Annotated in this window: 18 protein-coding genes; all 18 read right to left on the reverse strand. The window is 67.3% G+C overall.

Going from position 1 to position 20,657, the window contains the following annotated elements:
- Window positions 1–96: 96 nt before the first annotated feature.
- Window positions 97–2,016 carry an SPOR domain-containing protein gene (locus tag CVN68_RS24175; RefSeq protein WP_100281718.1) on the reverse strand — a complete coding sequence of 640 codons (1,920 nt, stop codon included), beginning with the start codon at window positions 2,014–2,016 and terminating at the stop codon, window positions 97–99.
- Window positions 2,017–2,106: 90 nt separating this feature from the next.
- Window positions 2,107–3,591 (reverse strand): cell division protein FtsZ, encoded by a 1,485-nt coding sequence (ftsZ, locus tag CVN68_RS07960; protein WP_100281719.1) that lies wholly within the window; start codon window positions 3,589–3,591, stop codon window positions 2,107–2,109.
- A gap of 112 nt (window positions 3,592–3,703) precedes the next feature.
- A complete protein-coding gene (gene ftsA, locus CVN68_RS07965) occupies window positions 3,704–4,966 on the reverse strand; it encodes a cell division protein FtsA (RefSeq protein WP_100281720.1) in 1,263 nt (420 codons plus the stop codon).
- Window positions 4,967–4,969: 3 nt separating this feature from the next.
- A complete protein-coding gene (locus tag CVN68_RS07970) occupies window positions 4,970–5,866 on the reverse strand; it encodes a cell division protein FtsQ/DivIB (protein ID WP_100281721.1) in 897 nt (298 codons plus the stop codon).
- The gene (locus CVN68_RS07975) at window positions 5,863–6,786 is read right to left on the reverse strand and encodes a D-alanine--D-alanine ligase (protein ID WP_100281722.1); all 924 of its coding nucleotides are present in this window, start codon (window positions 6,784–6,786) and stop codon (window positions 5,863–5,865) included. The genes CVN68_RS07970 and CVN68_RS07975 overlap by 4 nt, the downstream gene beginning before the upstream one ends.
- 109 nt (window positions 6,787–6,895) lie before the next feature.
- Entirely contained in the window at window positions 6,896–7,819 is a 924-nt protein-coding gene (murB, locus tag CVN68_RS07980) for a UDP-N-acetylmuramate dehydrogenase (protein WP_100281723.1), read from the reverse strand.
- Complete coding sequence (locus tag CVN68_RS07985) at window positions 7,792–7,986, reverse strand: hypothetical protein (protein ID WP_100281724.1); 195 nt, start codon at window positions 7,984–7,986, stop codon at window positions 7,792–7,794. Before CVN68_RS07985 ends, murB begins: the two co-directional genes overlap by 28 nt.
- Window positions 7,983–9,401, reverse strand: coding sequence for a UDP-N-acetylmuramate--L-alanine ligase (gene murC, locus CVN68_RS07990; protein ID WP_100281725.1), 1,419 nt, complete (start codon window positions 9,399–9,401; stop codon window positions 7,983–7,985). Before murC ends, CVN68_RS07985 begins: the two co-directional genes overlap by 4 nt.
- Window positions 9,398–10,549 (reverse strand): undecaprenyldiphospho-muramoylpentapeptide beta-N-acetylglucosaminyltransferase, encoded by a 1,152-nt coding sequence (gene murG / locus CVN68_RS07995; protein WP_100281726.1) that lies wholly within the window; start codon window positions 10,547–10,549, stop codon window positions 9,398–9,400. Before murG ends, murC begins: the two co-directional genes overlap by 4 nt.
- Window positions 10,546–11,775, reverse strand: coding sequence for an FtsW/RodA/SpoVE family cell cycle protein (locus CVN68_RS08000; RefSeq protein ID WP_100281727.1), 1,230 nt, complete (start codon window positions 11,773–11,775; stop codon window positions 10,546–10,548). Before CVN68_RS08000 ends, murG begins: the two co-directional genes overlap by 4 nt.
- Window positions 11,772–13,091, reverse strand: coding sequence for a UDP-N-acetylmuramoyl-L-alanine--D-glutamate ligase (murD, locus tag CVN68_RS08005; protein ID WP_100281728.1), 1,320 nt, complete (start codon window positions 13,089–13,091; stop codon window positions 11,772–11,774). Before murD ends, CVN68_RS08000 begins: the two co-directional genes overlap by 4 nt.
- Window positions 13,088–14,158 carry a phospho-N-acetylmuramoyl-pentapeptide-transferase gene (gene mraY / locus CVN68_RS08010; protein WP_100281729.1) on the reverse strand — a complete coding sequence of 357 codons (1,071 nt, stop codon included), beginning with the start codon at window positions 14,156–14,158 and terminating at the stop codon, window positions 13,088–13,090. Before mraY ends, murD begins: the two co-directional genes overlap by 4 nt.
- A complete protein-coding gene (locus CVN68_RS08015) occupies window positions 14,158–15,540 on the reverse strand; it encodes a UDP-N-acetylmuramoyl-tripeptide--D-alanyl-D-alanine ligase (protein ID WP_100281730.1) in 1,383 nt (460 codons plus the stop codon). Before CVN68_RS08015 ends, mraY begins: the two co-directional genes overlap by 1 nt.
- Window positions 15,528–16,943, reverse strand: a complete 1,416-nt coding sequence (locus tag CVN68_RS08020; protein ID WP_100281731.1) for a UDP-N-acetylmuramoyl-L-alanyl-D-glutamate--2,6-diaminopimelate ligase — start codon at window positions 16,941–16,943, stop codon at window positions 15,528–15,530. The genes CVN68_RS08015 and CVN68_RS08020 overlap by 13 nt, the downstream gene beginning before the upstream one ends.
- Entirely contained in the window at window positions 16,940–18,643 is a 1,704-nt protein-coding gene (locus tag CVN68_RS08025; protein WP_100281732.1) for a peptidoglycan D,D-transpeptidase FtsI family protein, read from the reverse strand. The genes CVN68_RS08020 and CVN68_RS08025 overlap by 4 nt, the downstream gene beginning before the upstream one ends.
- Entirely contained in the window at window positions 18,640–19,206 is a 567-nt protein-coding gene (locus CVN68_RS08030) for a hypothetical protein (protein ID WP_100281733.1), read from the reverse strand. The genes CVN68_RS08025 and CVN68_RS08030 overlap by 4 nt, the downstream gene beginning before the upstream one ends.
- Entirely contained in the window at window positions 19,206–20,174 is a 969-nt protein-coding gene (gene rsmH, locus CVN68_RS08035; RefSeq protein WP_407695538.1) for a 16S rRNA (cytosine(1402)-N(4))-methyltransferase RsmH, read from the reverse strand. The genes CVN68_RS08030 and rsmH overlap by 1 nt, the downstream gene beginning before the upstream one ends.
- Window positions 20,147–20,632, reverse strand: a complete 486-nt coding sequence (locus CVN68_RS08040; RefSeq protein ID WP_100284288.1) for a division/cell wall cluster transcriptional repressor MraZ — start codon at window positions 20,630–20,632, stop codon at window positions 20,147–20,149. The genes rsmH and CVN68_RS08040 overlap by 28 nt, the downstream gene beginning before the upstream one ends.
- Window positions 20,633–20,657: the final 25 nt, after the last annotated feature.

Genomic DNA, 20,657 nt, shown 5'->3' on the forward strand with positions numbered 1-20,657 from the left:
CTCGTCCCTTATGGTGAGGCTTCCTTCCTGGCCCCTCTTGTTGAGGGGAGGGCTTGATATTCGCGAGCGGTCATCAACTGCCTCACGAACGAGCGCTCAATCCGCGAGCTTGGTAACCTTCTGCCCGGTCTCGCTGGTGAACACGAAGCCCGATACGTCGGACTTGCGCAGCGCGTTGACGAAGGCCTGCGCCTCGGCAGCGGTTTTGAACGGGCCGGCGAGCACGCGGTTGGTGGCACGCAGCGGAGTCCACCAGCCCGATTTGCCCTTGAACGCCGCTGGCGCCCTCGCGGTCACGGCCTTCCATGCCTTGGGCAGGCTCGCCGCATTCGCGCCCCCGGCCACCTGCACCCAGATGCGAGCGGGATCGGCCTTGGCAGGAGGTTTGGCCTTGGGATCGGGCTTCTTGGCCTTGGGATCGGGCTTGGCCGGCTCGGGCTTCTTCGTGTCCTTGCCCTTGACCGGCTCCGGTTTGACGGTTTCGGGCTTCGGTTTCGCGGCGGGCTTGGCCGCGGGCGTCGGTGTCGGCCGCACCGGCTCGGGCACCGCCGCCGCGACGCGTACCGGCTCGGGGACGGGATCGACCGGCGTCGCGTTGACGATCTGCAACTCCTCGCCGGGGATGGTGATCCCGGCGACGATCGAGGCAAGGACCGTATCCTCCTGCCCCACCCGCGCCGGGCCCGGCGGTGCAGGTTCGGGTTTCGATGCTGCGACCGCCGCGGGGCCAGAGCTCGCCGCATCCGGCGCCGGGCGTGCGGCCTCGGGCAGGGTCTCGGCGGGCTGCCGCTCGGGGGTTGCAGCGACGTCGGTCGTGGGGGCCGGCGCGGCGGTCACAGGTTCAGCCCGCGCAGTATCGCCGACAGAGGTCGCCGCCGGGCTGCCTTGGCCGGGCCCGGTGATTGCGCTGCGCGCGGCTTCGACCGGCGCGGCTGCTTGGCGGATCGGCGCGTCGATCTCTTCGGCACGCGGTTTGGGCAGCGGCTGGACCAGCGGCGCCTGCTCCCGCGCCACGACCGGCGGACCGGGCAGCGACGCGGCGGCAGCGGTCTGTACCGGCGGAGTCAGCGCCTGCACCACACGACGCGCCGGCGGCGCGACTTCGCGCGCATCGCGCTCGCGTTCGCGGCGGGACCGGCGATCGCGTTGCGGTTTCTCGGGCGAAGCGCGCGCCGGCTGGGGCTGCACCTGCGCGACCTGGGCGGGACGCGTCGGCGCGACAAATTGCGGCAGCGGCGGTGCCTGCCGCGCATCGGCAAGCCGCGCCGCGGCCGGCGTAAGCTGGCCGAAATGCACTGCGAAGGCGCGATCGGCGGGCGCGAGATTGGCGAGCCGGCGGAAGAACGGTGCCAGCGAATGCCCCATATTGCCCGGCATCATGCTCGCCGCGATCCGCTCGGCGCCGGGCATGTCGCCGTTCATCGCGAGAATGAAGGCACGCGCGCGCCATGCCGCACGGTCGCTCTTGCGCAGCAGCGGATCGAGCTGGCGCATCGATTCCTCGACGTTGCCCGAGATGCCGAGCGACAGCGCGTAACGGCGCACCATCTCGTCGTCACGTTCGCCTTGCAGCGCGAGCTTGTAGTCGCCCTGCGCGAGGATCGGCTGGCCGAGCAGATCGTAGGCGAAGCCGCGGTCGCCGGCATATTCGCGTGCCGGCAGCCCGCGCGCCTCGGCGGTCTGGAACAGCCGCAGCGCTTCGCCCGGCCGCTCCATCCGCACCAGAGTCGAACCCCGTCCGGCAAGGATGCGCGGATTGGTCGGGTCGATCGTCTCGGCGCGGGCGAAGAAGGCAAGCGCGGCGGCGGTGTCGCCCAGCCGGGCGCTCAGATTGCCGGCTTCGAGCAAGGCGCGCACGTCGCGGGGATCGGCGGCGAGCACCCGCATTTCCTGCGCCAGCCGGTCCGCCTCGGGATTGGGCGCGGGCACCAGCCCGGTCTGGGCAAGCGCCGGCGCGGCACCCGCGGCAAGCGCGAATGCCAGCGCAATCGAGCGCAGGGATCGGATTTGCTTCATCAAGCGATTAGCCAGACACGGCATTGGCTGAACCGCCAATGACGCGTCGCCGGCGTCTCGCCGAAGCGAGATGCGCCGGCGACGAACGCCCTATTGGTTGTTCTGGCTGCGCAGAAAGCGCGGAATGTCGAGCGGATCCTTGTCGTCGTCGTCCGCCGTCTTTGCGGCACCGCGCGATGCCATGCGCTCGAACAGGGTGCCGCCGGCGCGGCGACCCGCCGGCTTGGCCTCGGGCGCGGGCTCGTCGTCGCCGCCGCCGGTCAGCCAGCGGCGCCGGCTGGTGAGCTCGGGCGCCGGTGCCGGCTCGGGTTCGGACGCGGGCGCTTCGAGCGGCACCGCGCTGGCTTCGCCCAGCAGCAATTCGTCGGGATCGCCGGCATCGTCATAGCTCGTGACCGGCTCGGCCTCGGACGCGATCGCGTCGGGGGCTTCCAGTTCGAGCGGCTCGGCCTCGGGCTCGGGGACTTCGTCCGTTGCGTAGTCGGCTTCGGAGAACCCCGGCTCGACGGGCGCTGCGGGCTCGGCCGCCGCGGCGCCGCCGCTGCGGCGCGGCGTTGCGAACGAGAAGACGCGCGGCTGCTCGATCGCCGGCGCGGCACGGGCCTGCGCATCGGCATCGATGCCGGTCGCGACGACCGACACGCGGATCTTTCCTTCGAGATCGGGATTGAACGCCGACCCCCAGATGATGTTGGCATCGGGATCGACCAGCTCGCGGATATGGTTCGCGGCTTCGTCGACCTCGAGCAGGCGCATGTCCTCGCCGCCGGTGATCGACACGATCACGCCCTTGGCGCCGTTCATCGAGACGCCGTCGAGCAGCGGATTGGCGATCGCCTTTTGCGCTGCGATCAGCGCGCGGTCGTCGCCATCGGCCTCGCCGGTGCCCATCATCGCCTTGCCCATCTCCTGCATCACCGAGCGGACGTCGGCGAAGTCGAGGTTGATCAGGCCGGGCATGACCATCAGGTCGGTGATCCCGCGAACGCCCTGCTGCAGGACCTCGTCGGCCATCTCGAACGCCTGCTTGAACGTGGTGTTGGCGTTGGCGATCAGGAAGAGATTCTGGTTGGGAATGACGATCAGCGTATCGACATATTTCTGCAGCTCTTCGATGCCGGCATCGGCCGATTGCTGGCGGCGGCGGCCTTCGAACGCGAACGGCTTGGTGACGACGCCGACCGTCAGGATGCCCATGTCGCGCGCGGCCTTGGCGATCACCGGCGCCGCACCGGTGCCGGTGCCGCCGCCCATGCCCGCGGCGATGAAGCACATATGTGCGCCTTCGAGCGCCTTCTGGACCTGATCGATCGTCTCTTCGGCGGCGGCGCGACCGATTTCGGGACGCGACCCTGCGCCCAGCCCTTGCGTGATCTTCGCGCCCAGCTGGATGCGATGCCCGGCCGACGACTGCTTGAGCGCCTGCGCGTCGGTGTTCGCGACGAGGAACTCGACCCCCTGCACATCGGCGCGGATCATGTTTGCGATCGCGTTGCCGCCCGCGCCGCCGACACCGATCACCGTGATCTTGGGCGTCAGTTCGTCGACGTCAGCCGGAAGAAATTCGATGCTCATTCCATAATCTCCCACGGCGCCGCCATCGCGCTGGAGGCGGCACCCATTGGCCCTGTGATGCACCAAGGGCTGGTGCGACTCTAGTGGAAACAGCCCTTCCGGTCGTATTTCTTTAATAATTCGACCGGAACGCCGCCATCAACCGCTGAAGAACCGCGCCCGGGCTCGCCTTGGTGACCATCTGATGGCCGGCAGGCTCGAGCGCACGCAGATCGATCGGGTCCATCGCGGCGAAGCGCGCGAGACCCGCGAGCGTCGCGAAAGCTGGCCCGGCATGCGCCTCGGGAAGCGCGATCAGCCCCTTCGGGCGGCCGACGCGCACTGCATTGCCAAGCGACTGCTGCGCATAATCGGCGATGCCCTTAAGCTCGGCGCCGCCGCCGGTGAGGACGATCTGGCGGCCGATCGGATCCTGGAAGCCGAGCTTCCGCAGCTCCTTCTGGATCTCGGTCATCAACCGTTCGAGTCGCTGGCGGATCGTCGCGTTCAATTGCGCCTTGGTGATGCGCGGCCCCTCGGCGCCGTCGTCGGGTATCGCCGGCTGGACGTCGATCATCTCGTGGTTGTCGCGCGGGCTGAGGTTGGCCGAGCCGTGGAAGCATTTGGTGCGCTCGGCCCAGGTGCGCGCGGTGCCGAAGGCCGAGGCGATATCGTCGGTGATGTCGGACGACCCCATCGGGATCGAGGCCAGCCCGGCGAGCACGCCCCCGGCGAACACCGAGACGTTGGTCACCCCTGCGCCGATCTCGACCAAAGCGACGCCCAATTCGCGCTCCTCGTCGGTGAGGCAGGCGAGCCCGGTCGCCACCGGCGCGGCGATGATCGAACGGACCTCGAGATGTGCCGAGCGGACGCAAAGGTCGAGATTGCGTACGGGCGAGCCCTCGGTCGAGACGACGTGGATGTCGATGCCGAGGCGATCGGCGTGCAGCCCGAGCGGGCGCTTGACCCCGGCAAGGCCGTCGATCGTGTAGCAGGTCGGCTGGGCGTGGAGCACCATCTTGCCCTGCGGATCGATCGCGTCGCGGCCGGCCTTGAGCAATTCGTCGATATCTGCCTGCTCGACGCGGTGGCCGCCCAGATCGGCCTCGAGCTTGACCACGTCGGAGAGCAAACCGCCCGCGGAGAAGCTGACCCAGACGTCCTCGATATTGGTGCCGGCGATGCGCTCGGCCTGCTCGACCGCCTCGCGGATGGCAAGTTCGGTGGCGTGCATGTCGGCGACATAGCCGCGCTTGACGCCGCGGCTCTCGCGCTGGCCGGTGCCGAGCACGACGAGTTGGCCGTCATCGGTACGCTGCGCGATCAGCGCAGAGACTTTCGAGGATCCGACGTCGAGCGCCGTGATCAACCCCTCGGGTGCTGCCTTGGCCATCGTCTATTCCCCTGTCTCAACGCTGGTCGTGGCCGTTTGCCCCAACGGCCGCTGCATCACCAAATTACCCGGCACGCGCATATCGAAGCGTATCGTACCCTTCCGTAGCAGACCCTGCGCCGCATCCAACTCTGCGAATTTGCGTAAGGACTTGACCGCTTCTTCCTCACCCTCGGGAAGTTGGAGCTTCTCGCCGCTGGTGAAGGTCAGGTCCCAGCGGCGATTGCCGATCCACGTCGCCGCCTTGACCAAAGGCTTGAGCGCCGGTGCCTCGTCAAGAAGTTTGCGCCGCACCGGCTCCTGCGCATTGGCCCCCTCGCCGATCAGCAGCGGCAGATCGGGCATCGCATCGGTGGACACGGGTTCCAGCGGCACGCCGGTCGGATCGACCAGCATCAGCTGGCCGTGGCTCTGCCAGATCGCCGCCGGCTCACGCTCGATGATGTAGATACGCAAGGTGTTGGGCAACCGGCGCGAGACCCGCGCATCCTTGACCCACGGATATTTGAGCAGCCGCTCGCGGACCAGCGCCAGATCGACCAGCGGCATCGCGCGCGAATCCTGGTCGAGCGCCTGGGTGAGCACGGTCATCTTGTCCATTCGTTTGATGCCGTCGATCTGGATCTCGTCGACCTTGAGTCCGGCATCCCCCACCACGCCGGCGATCGCGCCGCCGGCCATCGCGGGCACGCCGAACCACGTCGCGACCGCCAGCGCCACGGCGCCGACGGTGCCCACGATGCTCCACGTCGCGATCCGGGTCAGCGTCGCCTGGCTGAACGGCAGCGCCGCGACTGCCTGATCGAGCAGGGTCGGCCGCTTCGGACGGCGCGGGCCGGCCTTCTTCCTGGGCGCCGCGCCGCGTCGGGTCGCGGTGCGCTGGACGGGCTTGCGGCTCAAGCGAGTGCCTCGTCGACGATGCGCTGGACCAGTTCGGCATAGGAGATGCCGAGATGGCGCGCCTGTTCGGGGACGAGGCTGAGCGGCGTCATCCCCGGCTGAGTATTGACCTCGAGCAGAAACAGCCCGTCGACGCCCTGGCTGTCGTCCCAGCGGAAGTCCGAGCGCGAGCAGCCCTTGCAGCCGAGAAGCCGATGCGCATCGATCGCAATCCGCTTGCACGCATCCGCGACGTCCTCTGGGATGTCGGCGGGGAAGATGTGGTCGGTCAGCCCCTCGGTATATTTGGCGTCGTAATCATAGAAGCCGCTCTTGGGCTTCAATTCGGTGACGCCGAGCGCCTGATCGCCGAGCACCGCCGTGGTCAGCTCGCGTCCGCGGATGAAGGGTTCGGCGAGCAATTCGTCGAATTCCTGCCACGGCCCACGCACGTCGCGTCCGATCGGATTGCCGTAATTGCCCTCGGCGGTGACGATCGCCACGCCTACCGACGAACCTTCGTTGACCGGCTTGAGCACATAAGGCCGCGGCAGGGGATCGCGCTCGTACAATTCCTCGCTGCGTACCATCCGCCCGCCGGGCATCGGGATTCCGTGCGGCACCAGCGCCTGTTTGGTGAGCTGTTTGTCGATCGCGATCACCGAGGTGACGAGCCCCGAATGGGTATATTTCAGCCCCATCAGATCGAGCATGCCCTGCACCGCCCCGTCTTCGCCGGGGGTGCCGTGGAGCGCGTTGAACACGAGATCGGGCTTCAATTCGGCGAGCTTGACCGCAACGTTGCGCTCCATGTCGACGCGGTTGACCCGGTGGCCGAGGCTCTCGAGCGCATCGGCGATGCCGTTCCCCGACATCAGCGAGACTTCCCGCTCGGCGGACCAACCACCCATCAGCACGGCGATGTGGAGGCCCCCGGTCATGCGCAGCCCCCTTGATGGTCACCCCGGCGAAGGCCGGGGTCCAGAATCACGGGCGACACGGTGCTTGGCTCTAGGTCCCAACCTTCGCCGGGATGACGGATAAACGCACTCACTTCATCACCCCGATGCGCTGGATTTCCCATTCCAGCTCGACGCCGGACTGCGCCTTCACCTTGGCACGGACCTCCTCACCCAGCGCCTCGATGTCGGCTGAGGCAGCATTGCCAAGGTTGAGCAGGAAATTGCAGTGCTTTTCGCTGACCTGCGCGTCGCCCCGCCGCAAGCCGCGGCAGCCGGCGGCGTCGATCAGCGCCCAAGCCTTGTGACCTTCGGGATTCTTGAAGGTCGAGCCGCCGGTCTTGGTACGCAACGGCTGAGATTCCTCTCGCGCGGCGGCGATGCGATCCATCTCGATCTGTATTACAGCGGGCTCGTCGACATGTCCGCGAAAGGTCGCATTGATTACAAGCGCGCCGCGGGGCAATTCGCTGTGCCGATAGGTGTAGCCGAGATCGGCGACGCTCAGGGTCCGGCGTTCCCCCGTGCGCAGGACGACTTCGCACTCGACCATAACGTCTTTCGTCTCGCGACCATAAGCGCCGCCGTTCATCCGCACGAATCCGCCGACCGTTCCCGGGATCGAACGCAGGAATTCGACGCCGCCAATCCCCGCATCACGCGCCTTGGACGACACCAATATGCCCGACGCGCCACCGCCGCATTTGAGCATAGTTGGATCCAGCTGCTCTACGGTTGCGAACGCCTTGCCGAGCCGTACCACCACGCCCGACACCCCGCCGTCACGCACGATCATGTTCGATCCCAATCCCAGCCCCATGACTGGTACGGCGGGGTCGAGCGCAAAGAGGAAATTGCTGAGATCATCGGCATCGGCGGGCTCGAAGAGCCATTCCGCCGCCCCGCCGCTCTTGAACCACACGAGTGGCGCAAGCGGCGCGCCGTGAGTGAGCCGTCCACGTACCGGCGGAAGCGCATAGCAGACGCTCACTTCCAGCCCCACAATCTGGCCCATTGCTTCCACGCCGCAAGGTTCGCCACTGCCGCCTTCTGCCCGGCCTGCTGCAGCGCACTCATCTGCTTGCCCGCGTCGAGCATCTTCTGCGCCGCGTCGATCTGCGCCTTTTGCGCCCGGAGAATCTCGCGCTGCATCTCGACCGCAGTGGAGAACCAGTCGCTCATGCCGCGACTTCCTGCCGCGCCTGCTCGATCGCCGGGGCGAGGCCCGCCGCCCATTTGGTGATGTCGCCCGCGCCGAGACACACGACCATATCGCCCGGCACCGCCATCTCGGCGAGGACCCGCGCCAGTGCGTCGGCGTCGGCAACCGCCGCCACCGAGCGATGCCCACGGCGCTTGATGCCTTCGACCAGCGTATCGGAATCGACGCCCTCGACCGGTTGCTCGCCCGCGGCATAAACCGGCGCGACCAGCACCATGTCGGCGTCGTTGAACGCCTGGGCGAAGTCGTCCATCAGATTGCCGAGCCGCGAATAACGGTGCGGCTGGACCACTGCGATCACTCTGCCCTCGGCACTTTCGCGCGCCGCGGAGAGCACTGCGCGGATCTCGACCGGATGGTGCCCGTAATCGTCGATCACGGTCACGCCCTGCGTCTCGCCGACCTTGGTGAAGCGGCGCTTGACGCCGCCGAAGCGCGCAAAGCCCTTCTGGATCGTCACGTCGGGGATGCCGAGTTCGAGCGCCACACCGATCGCGGCGAGCGCGTTCTGAACATTGTGGCGGCCGGGCATCGGCAACTCGATATTCTCGATCGAGCGCGTGCTGCCGTCGCGGTTACGGATGATCGCCTCGAAGCGGTTGCCCCCCGAATGCGGGGTGACGTTGACCCCGCGCACGTCGGCGCTCGCCGCAAAGCCATAGGTCACGATCCGCCGGTCGCGGACCCGCGGAATGATCGCCTGCACTTCGGGATGATCGAGGCACAGCAAAGCCGCGCCGTAGAACGGCACATTCTCGACGAACTCGACATAGGCGTCCTTCGCCTTGTCGAACGACCCATAGTGATCGAGATGCTCGGGATCGATATTGGTGACCACTGCGATCGTGCCGTCGAGCCGCAGGAAGCTGCCGTCGCTTTCGTCGGCTTCCACGACCATCCAGTCGCTGTCGCCGAGCCGCGCGTTCGAGCCATATTGGTTGATGATCCCGCCGTTGATCACGGTTGGATCCACCCCGCCCGCATCGAGCAACGCCGCGACCATCGACGTGGTCGTGGTCTTGCCGTGCGTTCCCGCCACCGCGACGGTCGATTTCAGCCGCATCAGTTCGGCCAGCATCTCGGCGCGGCGCACCACCGGCACGCGGCGCTCATAAGCGGCCTCGACTTCGGGATTGGTGCGTACGATCGCAGTCGACACCACCACCACCGCCGCGTCGCCGATATTCTCGGCTTTGTGCCCGATCGTGATCGGAATGCCGCGGTCGCGCAGGCCCTGCACGACATAGCCTTCGGCAACGTCCGAGCCCTGCACCTTGTAACCGAGATTGTGCATCACTTCGGCGATTCCCGACATGCCGATCCCGCCGATCCCGACGAAATGGATCGTGCCGATATCGGTTGCGACACCCTTCATGCGTGAGCGAGCCTTCCCTGAATTGCCGCGCGACGCACCTTGATCGGTGCGGTCGGGGCGTGAATCGATTCGACGAGATCGGCGAGGTCGCTCGCCGCATGCGGGCGGCCGACACTCTTGGCGCGCCCCGCCGCATTCTCCAGTGCCTGCGCATCGAGCCCGAGCTTCTGGATCTGCTTGGCAAGCTCAGTCGCATTGAACGCGCGCTGCGAGATCGTCCGCGCGCCGCCGGCATTGGTGATCTCGCGGGCGTTGGAGGTCTGGTGGTCGTCGGTCGCGCTGGGTAAAGGCACGAGGATCGCCGGGCGCCCCGCCGCGGTCAGCTCGGCGATGGTCGAGGCGCCGGCGCGGGCGATGACGATATGCGCCCAAGCCAAAGCTTCGGGCATGTCGGTGATGTAGGTCGAGACGTCGGCGGGGATGCCGTGCGCCTGATACTTCGCGCGCACCGCATCGATGTCCTCGATCCGCGCCTGATGCGTCACCTGCAACCGTCGACGGAAATGGACGGGGAGCAACGCGAGCCCGTCAGGGACCACCCGGCTGAGCACTGTCGCGCCCTGACTGCCGCCGGTGACGAGCACTCGGAAAATGCCCTCCTCGTCGAGGATCGGATAGGGCCGGTCGCGCAGCGCCAGCACCGCCTCGCGCACCGGATTGCCGATCAGATGCGTCTTGGGCGCCCAGCGCGGCTTCATCCGCTCGACTGCGTCATAAGAGGTGGCGATCGCGCTCACCCGCCCCGCGACGAAGCGATTGACCCGGCCCAGCACCGCGTTCTGCTCGTGGATCACCGTCGGCACGCCCGCGCGGAACGCCGCGAGCAACGTCGGCAAGGCGGGATAGCCACCAAAGCCGATCACCGCCGCAGGACGCAGTTCCTTGAACAGCCGCAGCGCCATCGATCGTCCCGTCATGATACGCCCCGCCGCGCGGAGATAGCCGAGCGGTCCGCCGCCCAGCCGCCCGGCGGGCAACACATGCGTATCGATTCCGTCGAACAGGCCCGGAAAGCGCACTCCGCGATCGTCGCTCACCAGCGAGACCTTGTGTCCCCGGTTCGCCAGCTCGGCGGCGAGCGCGGCGGCGGGCACCATGTGCCCCCCCGTCCCGCCTGCTGCCAGAACATAGCTGCGCGAATTCGTCATCCCTTACTCCACCGACCCGTATATGGCGAGCGCTTCAGATACGGGTTTCGCCGCGTGAAGGCGAGCAGCAACCCGTAACCGATCGACAGCGCGATCATCGACGATCCGCCATAGCTGATGAACGGCAGGGTCATCCCCTTGGACGGCGCGATCCCGGTGTTCACCGCCATGTTGATCAGCGCCTGCACCCCGAATTGCGCGGCGAGGCCGGAGGCGGCGAGCAGCCGGAATGCGTCCTCTTCGTCGAGCATCTTCATGAACACCCGGATCACGATCGCGGCATAGAGCAATACGATCACCGCGCAGGCGAGCAGCCCGAACTCCTCACCGATGACCGAGAAAATATAGTCGGTATGCGCCTCGGGCAGCTTGAACTTGACCTGCCCGCTGCCCGGGCCTGCTCCCGTCAGCCCACCCGCGCTCAAGGTCTGGTGCGCCATGTCGACCTGATAGCGGTCGGCGAGCGCGGCCTCCTTGGTCGGGAACAGGAAATTGTCGATGCGCGTCCGCGCGGTGCCGTAGAACAGATAGGCGGCGACCACCCCGGCCACCGCGGTGCCGAGCAGCCCACCGATCGCCAAGGTCGAGATCCCCGAGATGGTCAGCAGGATCAGCCAGACCGTCCCGAACACCATGGTCTGGCCGAAATCGGGCTGGAGCATCAGCAGCACTGCGATCACCGCGGTCATCCCGCCGGTGATGAACAGCACCGGCAGCTCGGGATCCTTGGCGCGGAACGACAGCATCCACGCAGTCGCGACGATGAAGAACGGCTTGAGGAACTCGGAGGGCTGGAGATCGGAGATGCCGAGATCGAGCCAGCGCCGCGCGCCGTTGGTCTCCGAACCGACGATTGGCACCAATGCGAGCAGCAACAGGAAGAACGCCGCGCCGACCAAAGCGAAGCGACGCGCGAATGTGACGGGAAGCATCGAAACGCCGATCAGCACCGGCACCGACAAACAGGCCCATATCACCTGCCGCCAGAAATAGTGCATCGACGGCATAATGTGGGTCGCATCCGAATAGCGCCGCGCCGTCGCAGGCGAGGCCGCGGCGACCGCGACCAGCCCGATCGCGATCAGCAGCATCGCGAGCAACAGCAGCATCCGGTCGACTTCCCAGAACCACATCCCCGCGCGCGAAATATTGGCGCGGCCGAGTTGCTTGCTCACCCGCCGCCGGACGTCGCCATTCGGGTTTTCGGTTTCGGCGGCATCGCTCATCCCAGCGCGCTCACGGCGTCGCGGAACGCCTGACCGCGCGCCTCGTAATCCTTGAACTGGTCGAACGAAGCGCAGGCGGGCGAGAGCAATACGGTGTCGCCGGGCGCGGCGTTGGCGGCGGCGCTCTTGACCGCTGCTTCGAGGGTGCCCGAGCGCTCGACCGGCATCTCGCTTTCCAGCAGCGAGGCGAACAATTCGCCCGCCTCACCGATCGTGTACGCCTTGACGACATGACCGAAGCCGGGGCGGCACGCCTCGAGGCTGTCGGTCTTGGCCCGCCCGCCCAGGATCCAGTGGACGCGCGGATAGGCTGAGAGTGCCGGCGTGGTCGAATCGGCGTTGGTCGCCTTGCTGTCGTTGACGAACAGCACGCCCTTCCGCGTCGCGACGCGCTCCATCCGATGCGGCAGGCCGGGGAAGGTCTCCAACCCCTTGTCGATCGCGGCCTTGTCGACCCCAAACGCCTCGCAGGCGGCGATCGCGGCAAGCGCATTCTGCGCGTTGTGCGGCCCCTGCAGCGCCGGCCAGCGCGACTGGTCCATGCACACCCCCGGCGCGATCTTGGTGACGTCCTCGGAGCGTCCCGACACCGCGACCTGCCGGGCAATGGCGGCGGAGGCCGCGTCGCCAATCCCGATGACCGCGGTGTGCCCGCTGGACTGCATCGCGAACAGACGCGCCTTGGACGCGGCATAGCCCTCGAACCCGTCATAGCGGTCGAGATGGTCGGGCGTGAGATTGAGCAACACCGCGACGTCGCAGTCGAGACTGAAGGTCAGATCAATCTGGTAGCTCGACAGCTCGAGCACATAGACGCCGCCTTCGGGAAGCGGATCGCGTCCGAGGATCGGCAGCCCGATATTGCCGCCCAGCCGTGCGGGGATGCCGGCGGTCTCGAGAATATGGTGGATCAGCGCCGTGGTGGTCGACTTGCCGTTGGTCCCGGTGATGCCGACGACGCGGTGCGGGGGCAGCTCGGCGCGTGCCTGCGCGAACAGCTCGATATCGCCGACGATGGGCACAGCCGCCGTCCGAGCTTTCTCTGCGACTACATGCCTGTTGATCGGTACGCCAGGCGAAACGACGACGGCATCGAAGCCCTCGAAATTGTCGGAAGCAGGAAAGTCCGTGATTACTAGATGATCGCCGGCTCCTTGGTGATCGTCACCGGCCAGAACCTTGCGGGCCGTCTCGTTGCTATCCCACGCCACCACCTCGGCCCCGCTCGCCAGCAGCGCGCGCACCGTCGCCAGCCCCGACCGCGCAAGCCCGAGCACCGCATAGCGTTTGCCGCGCCAGGCCGGGCTCGTGATCATCTGAGCTTCAGCGTCGATAGCCCTGCTAGCGCCAGCACGAACGCGATGATCCAGAAGCGGATCACCACCGTCGGCTCCGACCAGCCGAGCTGTTCGAAATGATGGTGGATCGGCGCCATCTTGAAGACGCGCTTGCCGGTGCGCTTGAAGAAGAAAACCTGGATGATCACCGAGAGCGCCTCGACCACGAACAGCCCGCCGATGATCCCGAGCACCAGCTCATGCTGCGCCGAAACCGCGATCGCGCCGAGCGCACCGCCGAGTGCGAGGCTGCCGGTATCGCCCATGAACACCGCCGCGGGGGGCGCGTTGAACCACAGGAAAGCGAGTCCAGCCCCGACGATCGCGCCGCAGAAGATCGCGAGATCGCCCGCGCCGTGGACGTAGGGGATGCCGAGATAGGTCGCGAACACCTTGTTGCCGACGACATAGGCGATCAGCATGAATGCCATGCTGGCGATCACCACCGGCATCGTCGCCAGCCCGTCGAGTCCGTCGGTGAGGTTCACTGCGTTGCCGAACGCGACGATCGTGAACGCGGCGAAGGGGATGTAGAACCAGCCGAGATCGGGATGAATCCAGTTGAAGAACGGCACATAGAGCTGCGTGCCGGTTTGCGAAATGATCACCCAGCTGGCGATGCCGGCGATCGCGAACTCGCCGAGCAGTCGAACCTTGCCCGACACGCCCGCAGTGCTCGCCTTCCGGACCTTGTCGTAATCGTCGAGGAAGCCGATCGCGCCGAACCCGAAGGTCACGAACATGCATGCCCAGACCAGCGGATTGGCAAGGTCCATCCACAGCAACAGCGAGATCATCAGGCTGGTCAGGATCATCAGCCCGCCCATCGTCGGCGTGCCGCGCTTGGCGAGGTGGCTCTGCGGGCCGTCGCTGCGGATCGGCTGCCCCTTGCCCTGACGGACGCGCAACCAGCCGATGAACTTCGGCCCGATGATCAGCCCGATCAGCAACGCGGTGGCAACCGCCGCGCCGGTACGGAACGAGAGATAGCGGATGAGATTGAGAAGCCCCGGGAAGCCCAGCTGTTCCGCGATCCAGTAGAGCATCAGGCCATCGCCCTTTCCGCCAATGCCGCCACGACGCCTGAGAGACGCACGCCGTTAGAGCCTTTCACGAGCACCGCATCGCCCGGCGCCAGCACGGCATATAGCCGTTCGCGCGCGGTTGCGGCGTCGGGCACATGGACGAAATCGATCCTGCCCTCAAGCGCATTCGCCAGTGCGCCCATCGCCTCGCCGACGAGAATGGCATAGCCGACGTCGGCCGCCACGATCGGTTCGGCGAGCGCGGCATGAAACGCGTCCGAATGCCCGCCCAGCTCACGCATCTCGCCGAGCACTGCGATCTTGCGGCCCGGCTCAAGGGCAAGCACCGCGAGCGTCGCGCGCATCGAGGCGGGGTTAGCGTTGTAGCTTTCGTCGATCACCAGCGCCTCGCCGTCCGGCAATTCCGCCATGAACCGTGCGCCGCGCCCCGCAAGCCCGCCCATCTCGGCGAGCGCCAGCCCCGCCAGTTCGAGATCGCCCCCGGCGGCATCGACTGCGGCAAGGATCGCCATCGCATTCGACACCCAATGCTCGCCCGGCTGCGAGATAGTGAAGCTCAATTCGCGCGCATCGAAGCGCGCAGTGACGAAAGTCCCGCCGGTCCGCGTCCGCATCCGCTCGACCGCGCGGAAATCGGCGCCGTCGTTCAGGCCGAAGGTGACAATCTTCGAAGCATGCGGCTCGGCAGCGGCGATCAATCGGTCACGGTGCGGGCTGTCGAACGGCACGATCGCGACGCCGCCGGGCTCGAGCCCCTCGAATATCTCGCCTTTGGCGTCGGCGATCGCCGCCTCGCTGGCGAAGAAGCCCATGTGCGCCGGCGCGATCGTCGTCACCATCGCGACATGCGGGCGCACCAGCCGGGTCAGCTGGGCAAGCTCGCCGGCATGGTTCATCCCCATCTCGAACACCCCGAACCGCGTAGCCGCCGGCATCCGCGCGAGGCTGAGCGGCACTCCGGTATGGTTGTTGTAACTCTTGACCGAACGATGCGCGCAACCCGGATCGACCCGGTCGAACGCCGCGAACAGCGCCTCCTTGGTGCCGGTCTTGCCGACCGATCCAGTGACGCCGATCACCTTGCCGTTCATTCGCGCGCGGGACGCCCTGCCGAGCGCGTCGAGTGCGGCCGTCGTGTCGGCGACGCGGACGTTGGGCCGCGCGGTCTCGTCCGATACCAGGGCGCCCGCCGCACCCTGCGCGAACGCCTGATCGAGGAATCGATGTCCGTCCGTGGTCTCACCCTTCAAGGCGAGGAACAGGTCACCGGGACCGACTTCGCGGGAGTCGAAGGTGACGCCCGAAACGTCGAACGCCGCGGAAGCCTTGCCGCCAGTGGCGTCTGCAATCTCGCCGGAAGTCCAGAGCGTCACGCCGCGCATTCCCGGGCAACGCTCACATCGTCGAAAGGAAGCACGCGGTCGCCGACGATCTGGCCCTGCTCGTGCCCCTTGCCAGCGATCAGCACGATATCTTCGGCCGCGGCCATCGCGATCGCCGCCGCGATCGCCTCGCGCCGCCCGCCGATCTCGGTGGCGTCGGGTGCGCCCTTCAGCACTTCGGCGCGGATCGCCGCGGGATCTTCGTTACGCGGGTTGTCGTCGGTGACGATCGCCACATCGGCACCCGTCGCCGCCGCCAGCCCCATCGGCTCGCGCTTGCCGGTATCGCGGTCGCCCCCGGCACCGAACACGAGGATCAATCGCCCGTTGGTATGCGGCTTCAGCGCTGCAATCGCCGCCTCCAGCGCGTCGGGCGTATGCGCATAATCGACGTAGACCGGCGCGCCGCTGCGGTTGATCGCCGCGCGCTCGAGCCGTCCGCGCACCGGCTGCAGCCTTGCCAGATTGGCGATGGTCGCGCTCACATCGCCGCCCGTCGCGATTACCAGCCCCGCTGCGGTCAGCGCGTTCGCCGCTTGGTACGCGCCGATCAGCGGCAGCATCACCTTGTGGATCTTGCCCTCGGCCTCGATCGTCAGTCCCTGCCCGAGCAAGGTCGGATCGCGGCCGACCAGCTTGAGCGTCTCGCCATGCTCGCCCACCGTGATCAGCTTGTTGCCGCGCATCCGGGCCAGCTCCTCGACTCGCATCGCATGCGGATCGTCGGCCCAGACCACCGCCGCGCCGTCCATGTCGAGCACGTCGGCGAACAACCGGAGCTTGGCGTGGAAATAGGCGGCCATGTCGCCATGATAATCGAGATGGTCGCGACTCAGATTGGTGAAGGCGGCGGCGCGCACCGGCAGCCCTTCGGTGCGATATTGCGAGAGCCCGTGCGACGAGGCCTCGAACGCGACATGCGTGACCCCTTCCCGTGCGAGGCCCGCGACATTGGCGAGGAAGGTCACCACGTCGGGCGTGGTCAGCCCCGTGGAAACAGTATCGTCGGAAGTCGTCACGCCCAAAGTGCCGATCGACGCGGCATGCTGCCCCGCCATGCGCCACAACTGGCGCGTCATCTCGACGGTCGAGGTCTTGCCGTTGGTCCCGGTCACTGCCACCGCGATTTCGGGGAACGGCGCGAAGAATTTAGCCGCAAGCCGCGCAAAGCGCTCGCGCGGGTTCGCATCGGCGATGTGAACGGCACCTTCGACCACGACACCCGGCCGCGCGACGATCGCCACAGCGCCCGCATTCACGGCCGCCGGGATGAAATCCTCGCCATTGACTCGCGCGCCCTCGAACGCCCCGAACACCGTTCCTGGTGCCACTTTGCGGTGATCGATCGCGAACCCGGTGATCGCAGCGGCCTCGTCGCCCCCGGTTAGCGCACCCAGCTTCACCGGGCCGCCTTCGGCGCGCCCGGCCCTTGCCAGATCAACGGGAGCAAGTCGCTCTCGTCGATATCCCGGTTGTTGTCGGGGGTGACCCCCAGCAGCGCGCCGGTGCGGCTGATCACGCGTCCGACGACGGGAGCAGCGGTCCAGCCCGCGGTGGTGCGCGGCGTATTGGCATTGGCCTTGGGCGAGTCGAGCATGGCGACCACCACATAACGCGGCGCGTCGATTGGGAAAGCCGCTGCGAAGGTCGAGACGTTGCGGTGCTTGTCATATCCGCCGACCGAGGCTGCCTCGGCCGTCCCCGTCTTGCCGGCGACGCGGAAGCCAGGGGCGTCGGCCTTGCGGCCGGTGCCCTTGGTCACGATCAACCGCAGCAACTGGCGCATCCGCGCGCTGGTCGATTCCTTGAGCGCGCGCTCGCCGGCGGGCACCTTGTTCGGATCGACCTTGAGCAAGGTCGTCGGGCGCAGGATACCGCCATTCACCATCACCGCATAGGCATTGGCCAGATGCAGCGGCGTCACAGCGATGCCGTGGCCATAGGCCGTGGTCATCACCGTTACACGACCCCAATAAGTCGGCCACAGCGGTTTCGCGCCGCCCACTTCGATCGAGGGACGCCGGTCGAAGCCAAGCCTGCGGAACAGGTCCTGCATCCTCGCCGCGCCCAGTTCGTCGGCGATCCGCGCAGTGGCGATGTTCGACGAATAGACGAGCGTCTCGGGGATGTTGAGCCAGCGGAACTGCTCGTCGCCGGGATCGTCGTTGATCGTGAAACGGCCGACCTGCAGCGGGCGGGTGGCGTCGAAGCGTCGCGCCATCGACGTGATCGCGCCCGAATCGATCGCTGCGGCCACCGCGAGCGGCTTGAAAGTCGAGCCCAGCTCATAGACGCTCTGGGTGACGTTGTTGGGCGGCGCGGCGCCGGGCAGCGCGTTGGGGTTGAAGCTGGGCAGCGAGGTCATCGCCACGATCTCGCCGGTGTGCACGTCGAGGATCACCCCTGCGGCGCCGCGCGCCTGCAGGTCGGTCATCGCGCGGCCGAGCTCGTTCTCCAGCGCCGCCTGGACGCGGGTATCGATCGACAGCGCCACCGGCTTGCCGCGCCGCGCGGGATCGCTCAATTGCTGCTCGAGGATCTTCTCCATTCCCGAGACGCCGCGCCCCTGGGCATCGAGGAAGCCGAGGACATGCGCCGCCATGTTCGATTGCGGATAGAGCCGGTCGGGCTCGCGCTGGAATTCCATCCCCGGCTCGCCGAGCGCGTTGATCGCGGTGACCAGCTCGGGCATCGCCCGGCGCTTCAGATAGGCGAAGTTGCCGCCCGAATTGAGCAAGGCGTAATATTGGCTCGCATTCTTGTCGGGGATCAGCTCGGCGAGCTTCTGCGCGAGCACGGTCTTGTCGCCGATCAGCTGGTTGGGGTGCACCGCGATCGACCACGCATCGATGCTGCGCGCGAGCGGTGCGCCGTTGCGGTCGACGATGTCGCCGCGCGGCGGGATCAGCGCCAGCGCCATGTCGCGCGCGACAGCGGGCTCCGCCCACAATGCCAGCAAGGCGAGCTTGCCGACCACCACGAGCATGCCGAAGCCGAACAGCAAGGACAGCACCATCAGCCGCACCTGGGCGATGGCGACGAGCGCCTGACGGGCACCGCCCGTGCGACCCTGCCGGGCCGGCGGGGCGACGACGACGATCAACGGAGCGCCAGCTTCTCGCGCTTCGCCAGCTTCTGCAGATCGTCGATCGTGCCCGCGCTCAATACGCCACGATCCACCGAAGCGATCGCCCGGCGGTCTGCTTTCTTCATCAGCTTGCGAAGCTCCCCGTCCTGCTGCGCGACGCTCTTGCCCGCGGCGGCTTGCGGCACCGCCTGCACTGGATTGGCAGCGGGCACCACCACTGCGGCGGCGGTCTGCAGCGCGGGCGCGCCCGACGGCACGATCAATGCGGCAACCTGAACCTCGGCGGGCTGCTGGCCGATGCTCGCCAATGCCATTTCGTTCGCGAGATATTGCTGCGCCGAAGGCGCGGCCAGCGCGAGCACATCCCCGTTCCAGCGCTCGAGCTGGGCGAGGTTGGCGCGGGTGTTGAATTCGGTCTCGAGCCCGCGAATGTCGCGCTGCGCCTGGACGATCGCCAGCTTGGTCGCGTTGAGCTTCGCCTGTTCGGCGGCGCCGTGCGAGTTTACGAGGTAGCATGCGGGCGCCACGACAACGCCACACAGGAACCATCCCAGTCCCTTGAAGCCCTGCACTCCCATCAGTTCACTCCCTCACTACCCCAGGGCGCCGCGGCCGTCCGACGTGCCACACGCAGCGTCGCAGACCGGGCGCGCGGGTTACGCGCTACTTCTTCCTCGCCGGGCCGCACGGCCTTGGCGGGGGTTTCGAAACTCGGCTCGGCCCGGGGGCCGGCCATTGGCCGGTGCCGCGAGCCGGCGGGCTCGCTGCCGCTCCGTTCGCGCAGGAACCGCTTCACCATGCGGTCCTCGAGCGAGTGGAACGTGACCACCGCCAACCTGCCTCCGGGCTTGAGCACGCGCTCGGCCGCAGCCAGCCCTTCCGCGAGTTCGTCGAGCTCGCGGTTGAGATGGATTCGGATCGCCTGAAAGGTCCGGGTGGCCGGGTCCTTCTTGTCGTAGTGCTTATGGTTTAATGATTTTCTAACCACGTTCGCCAGTTCGGAAGTCCGCTTAAGGGGTCGTGCGGAGACGATCGCGCGGGCGACTCGGCGCGACTTGGGCTCCTCGCCAAAGTTAAATAAAACGTTAGCGATCTCTTCTTCGTCGGCGGTGTTGAGCCACTCCTCGGCGGTCACCCCTTCCTGGCTCATCCGCATGTCGAGCGGTCCGTCGTTCTGGAACGAAAAGCCGCGCTCGGCCTGGTCGATCTGCATCGACGAGACCCCGATATCCATCGTCACGCCGTCGACCGGCACGAGGCCGCGGCGCGTGAGTTCGCCTTCCATCTGGCTGAACGGCGCCTCGATCAGGATCAGCCGCCCGCCCGCCTCCGCCACCAGAGTTTGGCCGCCTTCGATCGCATGAGGGTCGCGATCGAAAGCGGCCACCTCGGCACCCCGCTCGAGGATGGCGTCGGTGTAACCGCCTGCTCCGAAGGTCGCGTCGACATGGCGCTCGCCGGGCACGATGGCGAGGCCGTCGACCACTTCATCGAGCAGCACCGGGATATGGGGGGCGCTCACAATTTCACGCCCTTCGACTGGCACAGATATTCGCAGATCTCGCGCAGGCCCGGATCGGCATTGTCGTCGGCGAGCAGCACTTCGGGCGCCCACACGTCGAACGTCTCGCCACTGCCGTTGAAAAAGGCCCATTTGCCGATCTTCGCCTTCATCCGGAAGAAAGGCGGGATCACGAAGCGGCCGCTCTCGTCGAACGGCGCCTTCTCGACCTGCCCGAAGGCGCGGCGCTTGGCGCGCGCGTCGACCTCGGCCCCGCGCTCCTCGGCGAGCGCCTCCTTGCGGTCGATCCGGTCGTATTTCTCCTTCGACCAGCTCAGGTCGTGCGCGGAGAGGCACGGATCCTCCGGGTGGAGGCCGACGACGATCTGGCGGATGTCGGAATTGCGCTCGGCGGCGGCGCGCAGGTCTGCGGGAATGGCGACGCGGCCCTTCTGGTCCACCGCCTGGAGCGCAAATCCCTCGAAGAGCTCCCTGTCCGCCACGCCCAAACCCCTTTTGGGCACGCCT

This window comes from Sphingomonas psychrotolerans (genome assembly GCF_002796605.1).
Lineage (GTDB): Bacteria > Pseudomonadota > Alphaproteobacteria > Sphingomonadales > Sphingomonadaceae > Sphingomonas > Sphingomonas psychrotolerans.

Coding starts and splice junctions, on each gene's coding strand:
- CVN68_RS07985 (WP_100281724.1), bottom strand. CDS start 7,986: ATGAGCGACTGGTTCTCCACTGCGGTCGAGATGCAGCGCGAGATTCTC.
- murG (WP_100281726.1), bottom strand. CDS start 10,549: ATGACGAATTCGCGCAGCTATGTTCTGGCAGCAGGCGGGACGGGGGGG.
- murC (WP_100281725.1), bottom strand. CDS start 9,401: ATGAAGGGTGTCGCAACCGATATCGGCACGATCCATTTCGTCGGGATC.
- CVN68_RS08030 (WP_100281733.1), bottom strand. CDS start 19,206: ATGGGAGTGCAGGGCTTCAAGGGACTGGGATGGTTCCTGTGTGGCGTT.
- ftsA (WP_100281720.1), bottom strand. CDS start 4,966: ATGGCCAAGGCAGCACCCGAGGGGTTGATCACGGCGCTCGACGTCGGA.
- CVN68_RS08015 (WP_100281730.1), bottom strand. CDS start 15,540: ATGCGCGGCGTGACGCTCTGGACTTCCGGCGAGATTGCAGACGCCACT.
- CVN68_RS08000 (WP_100281727.1), bottom strand. CDS start 11,775: ATGAGCGATGCCGCCGAAACCGAAAACCCGAATGGCGACGTCCGGCGG.
- murB (WP_100281723.1), bottom strand. CDS start 7,819: ATGGGCCAGATTGTGGGGCTGGAAGTGAGCGTCTGCTATGCGCTTCCG.
- ftsZ (WP_100281719.1), bottom strand. CDS start 3,591: ATGAGCATCGAATTTCTTCCGGCTGACGTCGACGAACTGACGCCCAAG.
- CVN68_RS24175 (WP_100281718.1), bottom strand. CDS start 2,016: ATGAAGCAAATCCGATCCCTGCGCTCGATTGCGCTGGCATTCGCGCTT.
- CVN68_RS07975 (WP_100281722.1), bottom strand. CDS start 6,786: ATGACCGGGGGCCTCCACATCGCCGTGCTGATGGGTGGTTGGTCCGCC.
- mraY (WP_100281729.1), bottom strand. CDS start 14,158: ATGCTCTACTGGATCGCGGAACAGCTGGGCTTCCCGGGGCTTCTCAAT.
- murD (WP_100281728.1), bottom strand. CDS start 13,091: ATGATCACGAGCCCGGCCTGGCGCGGCAAACGCTATGCGGTGCTCGGG.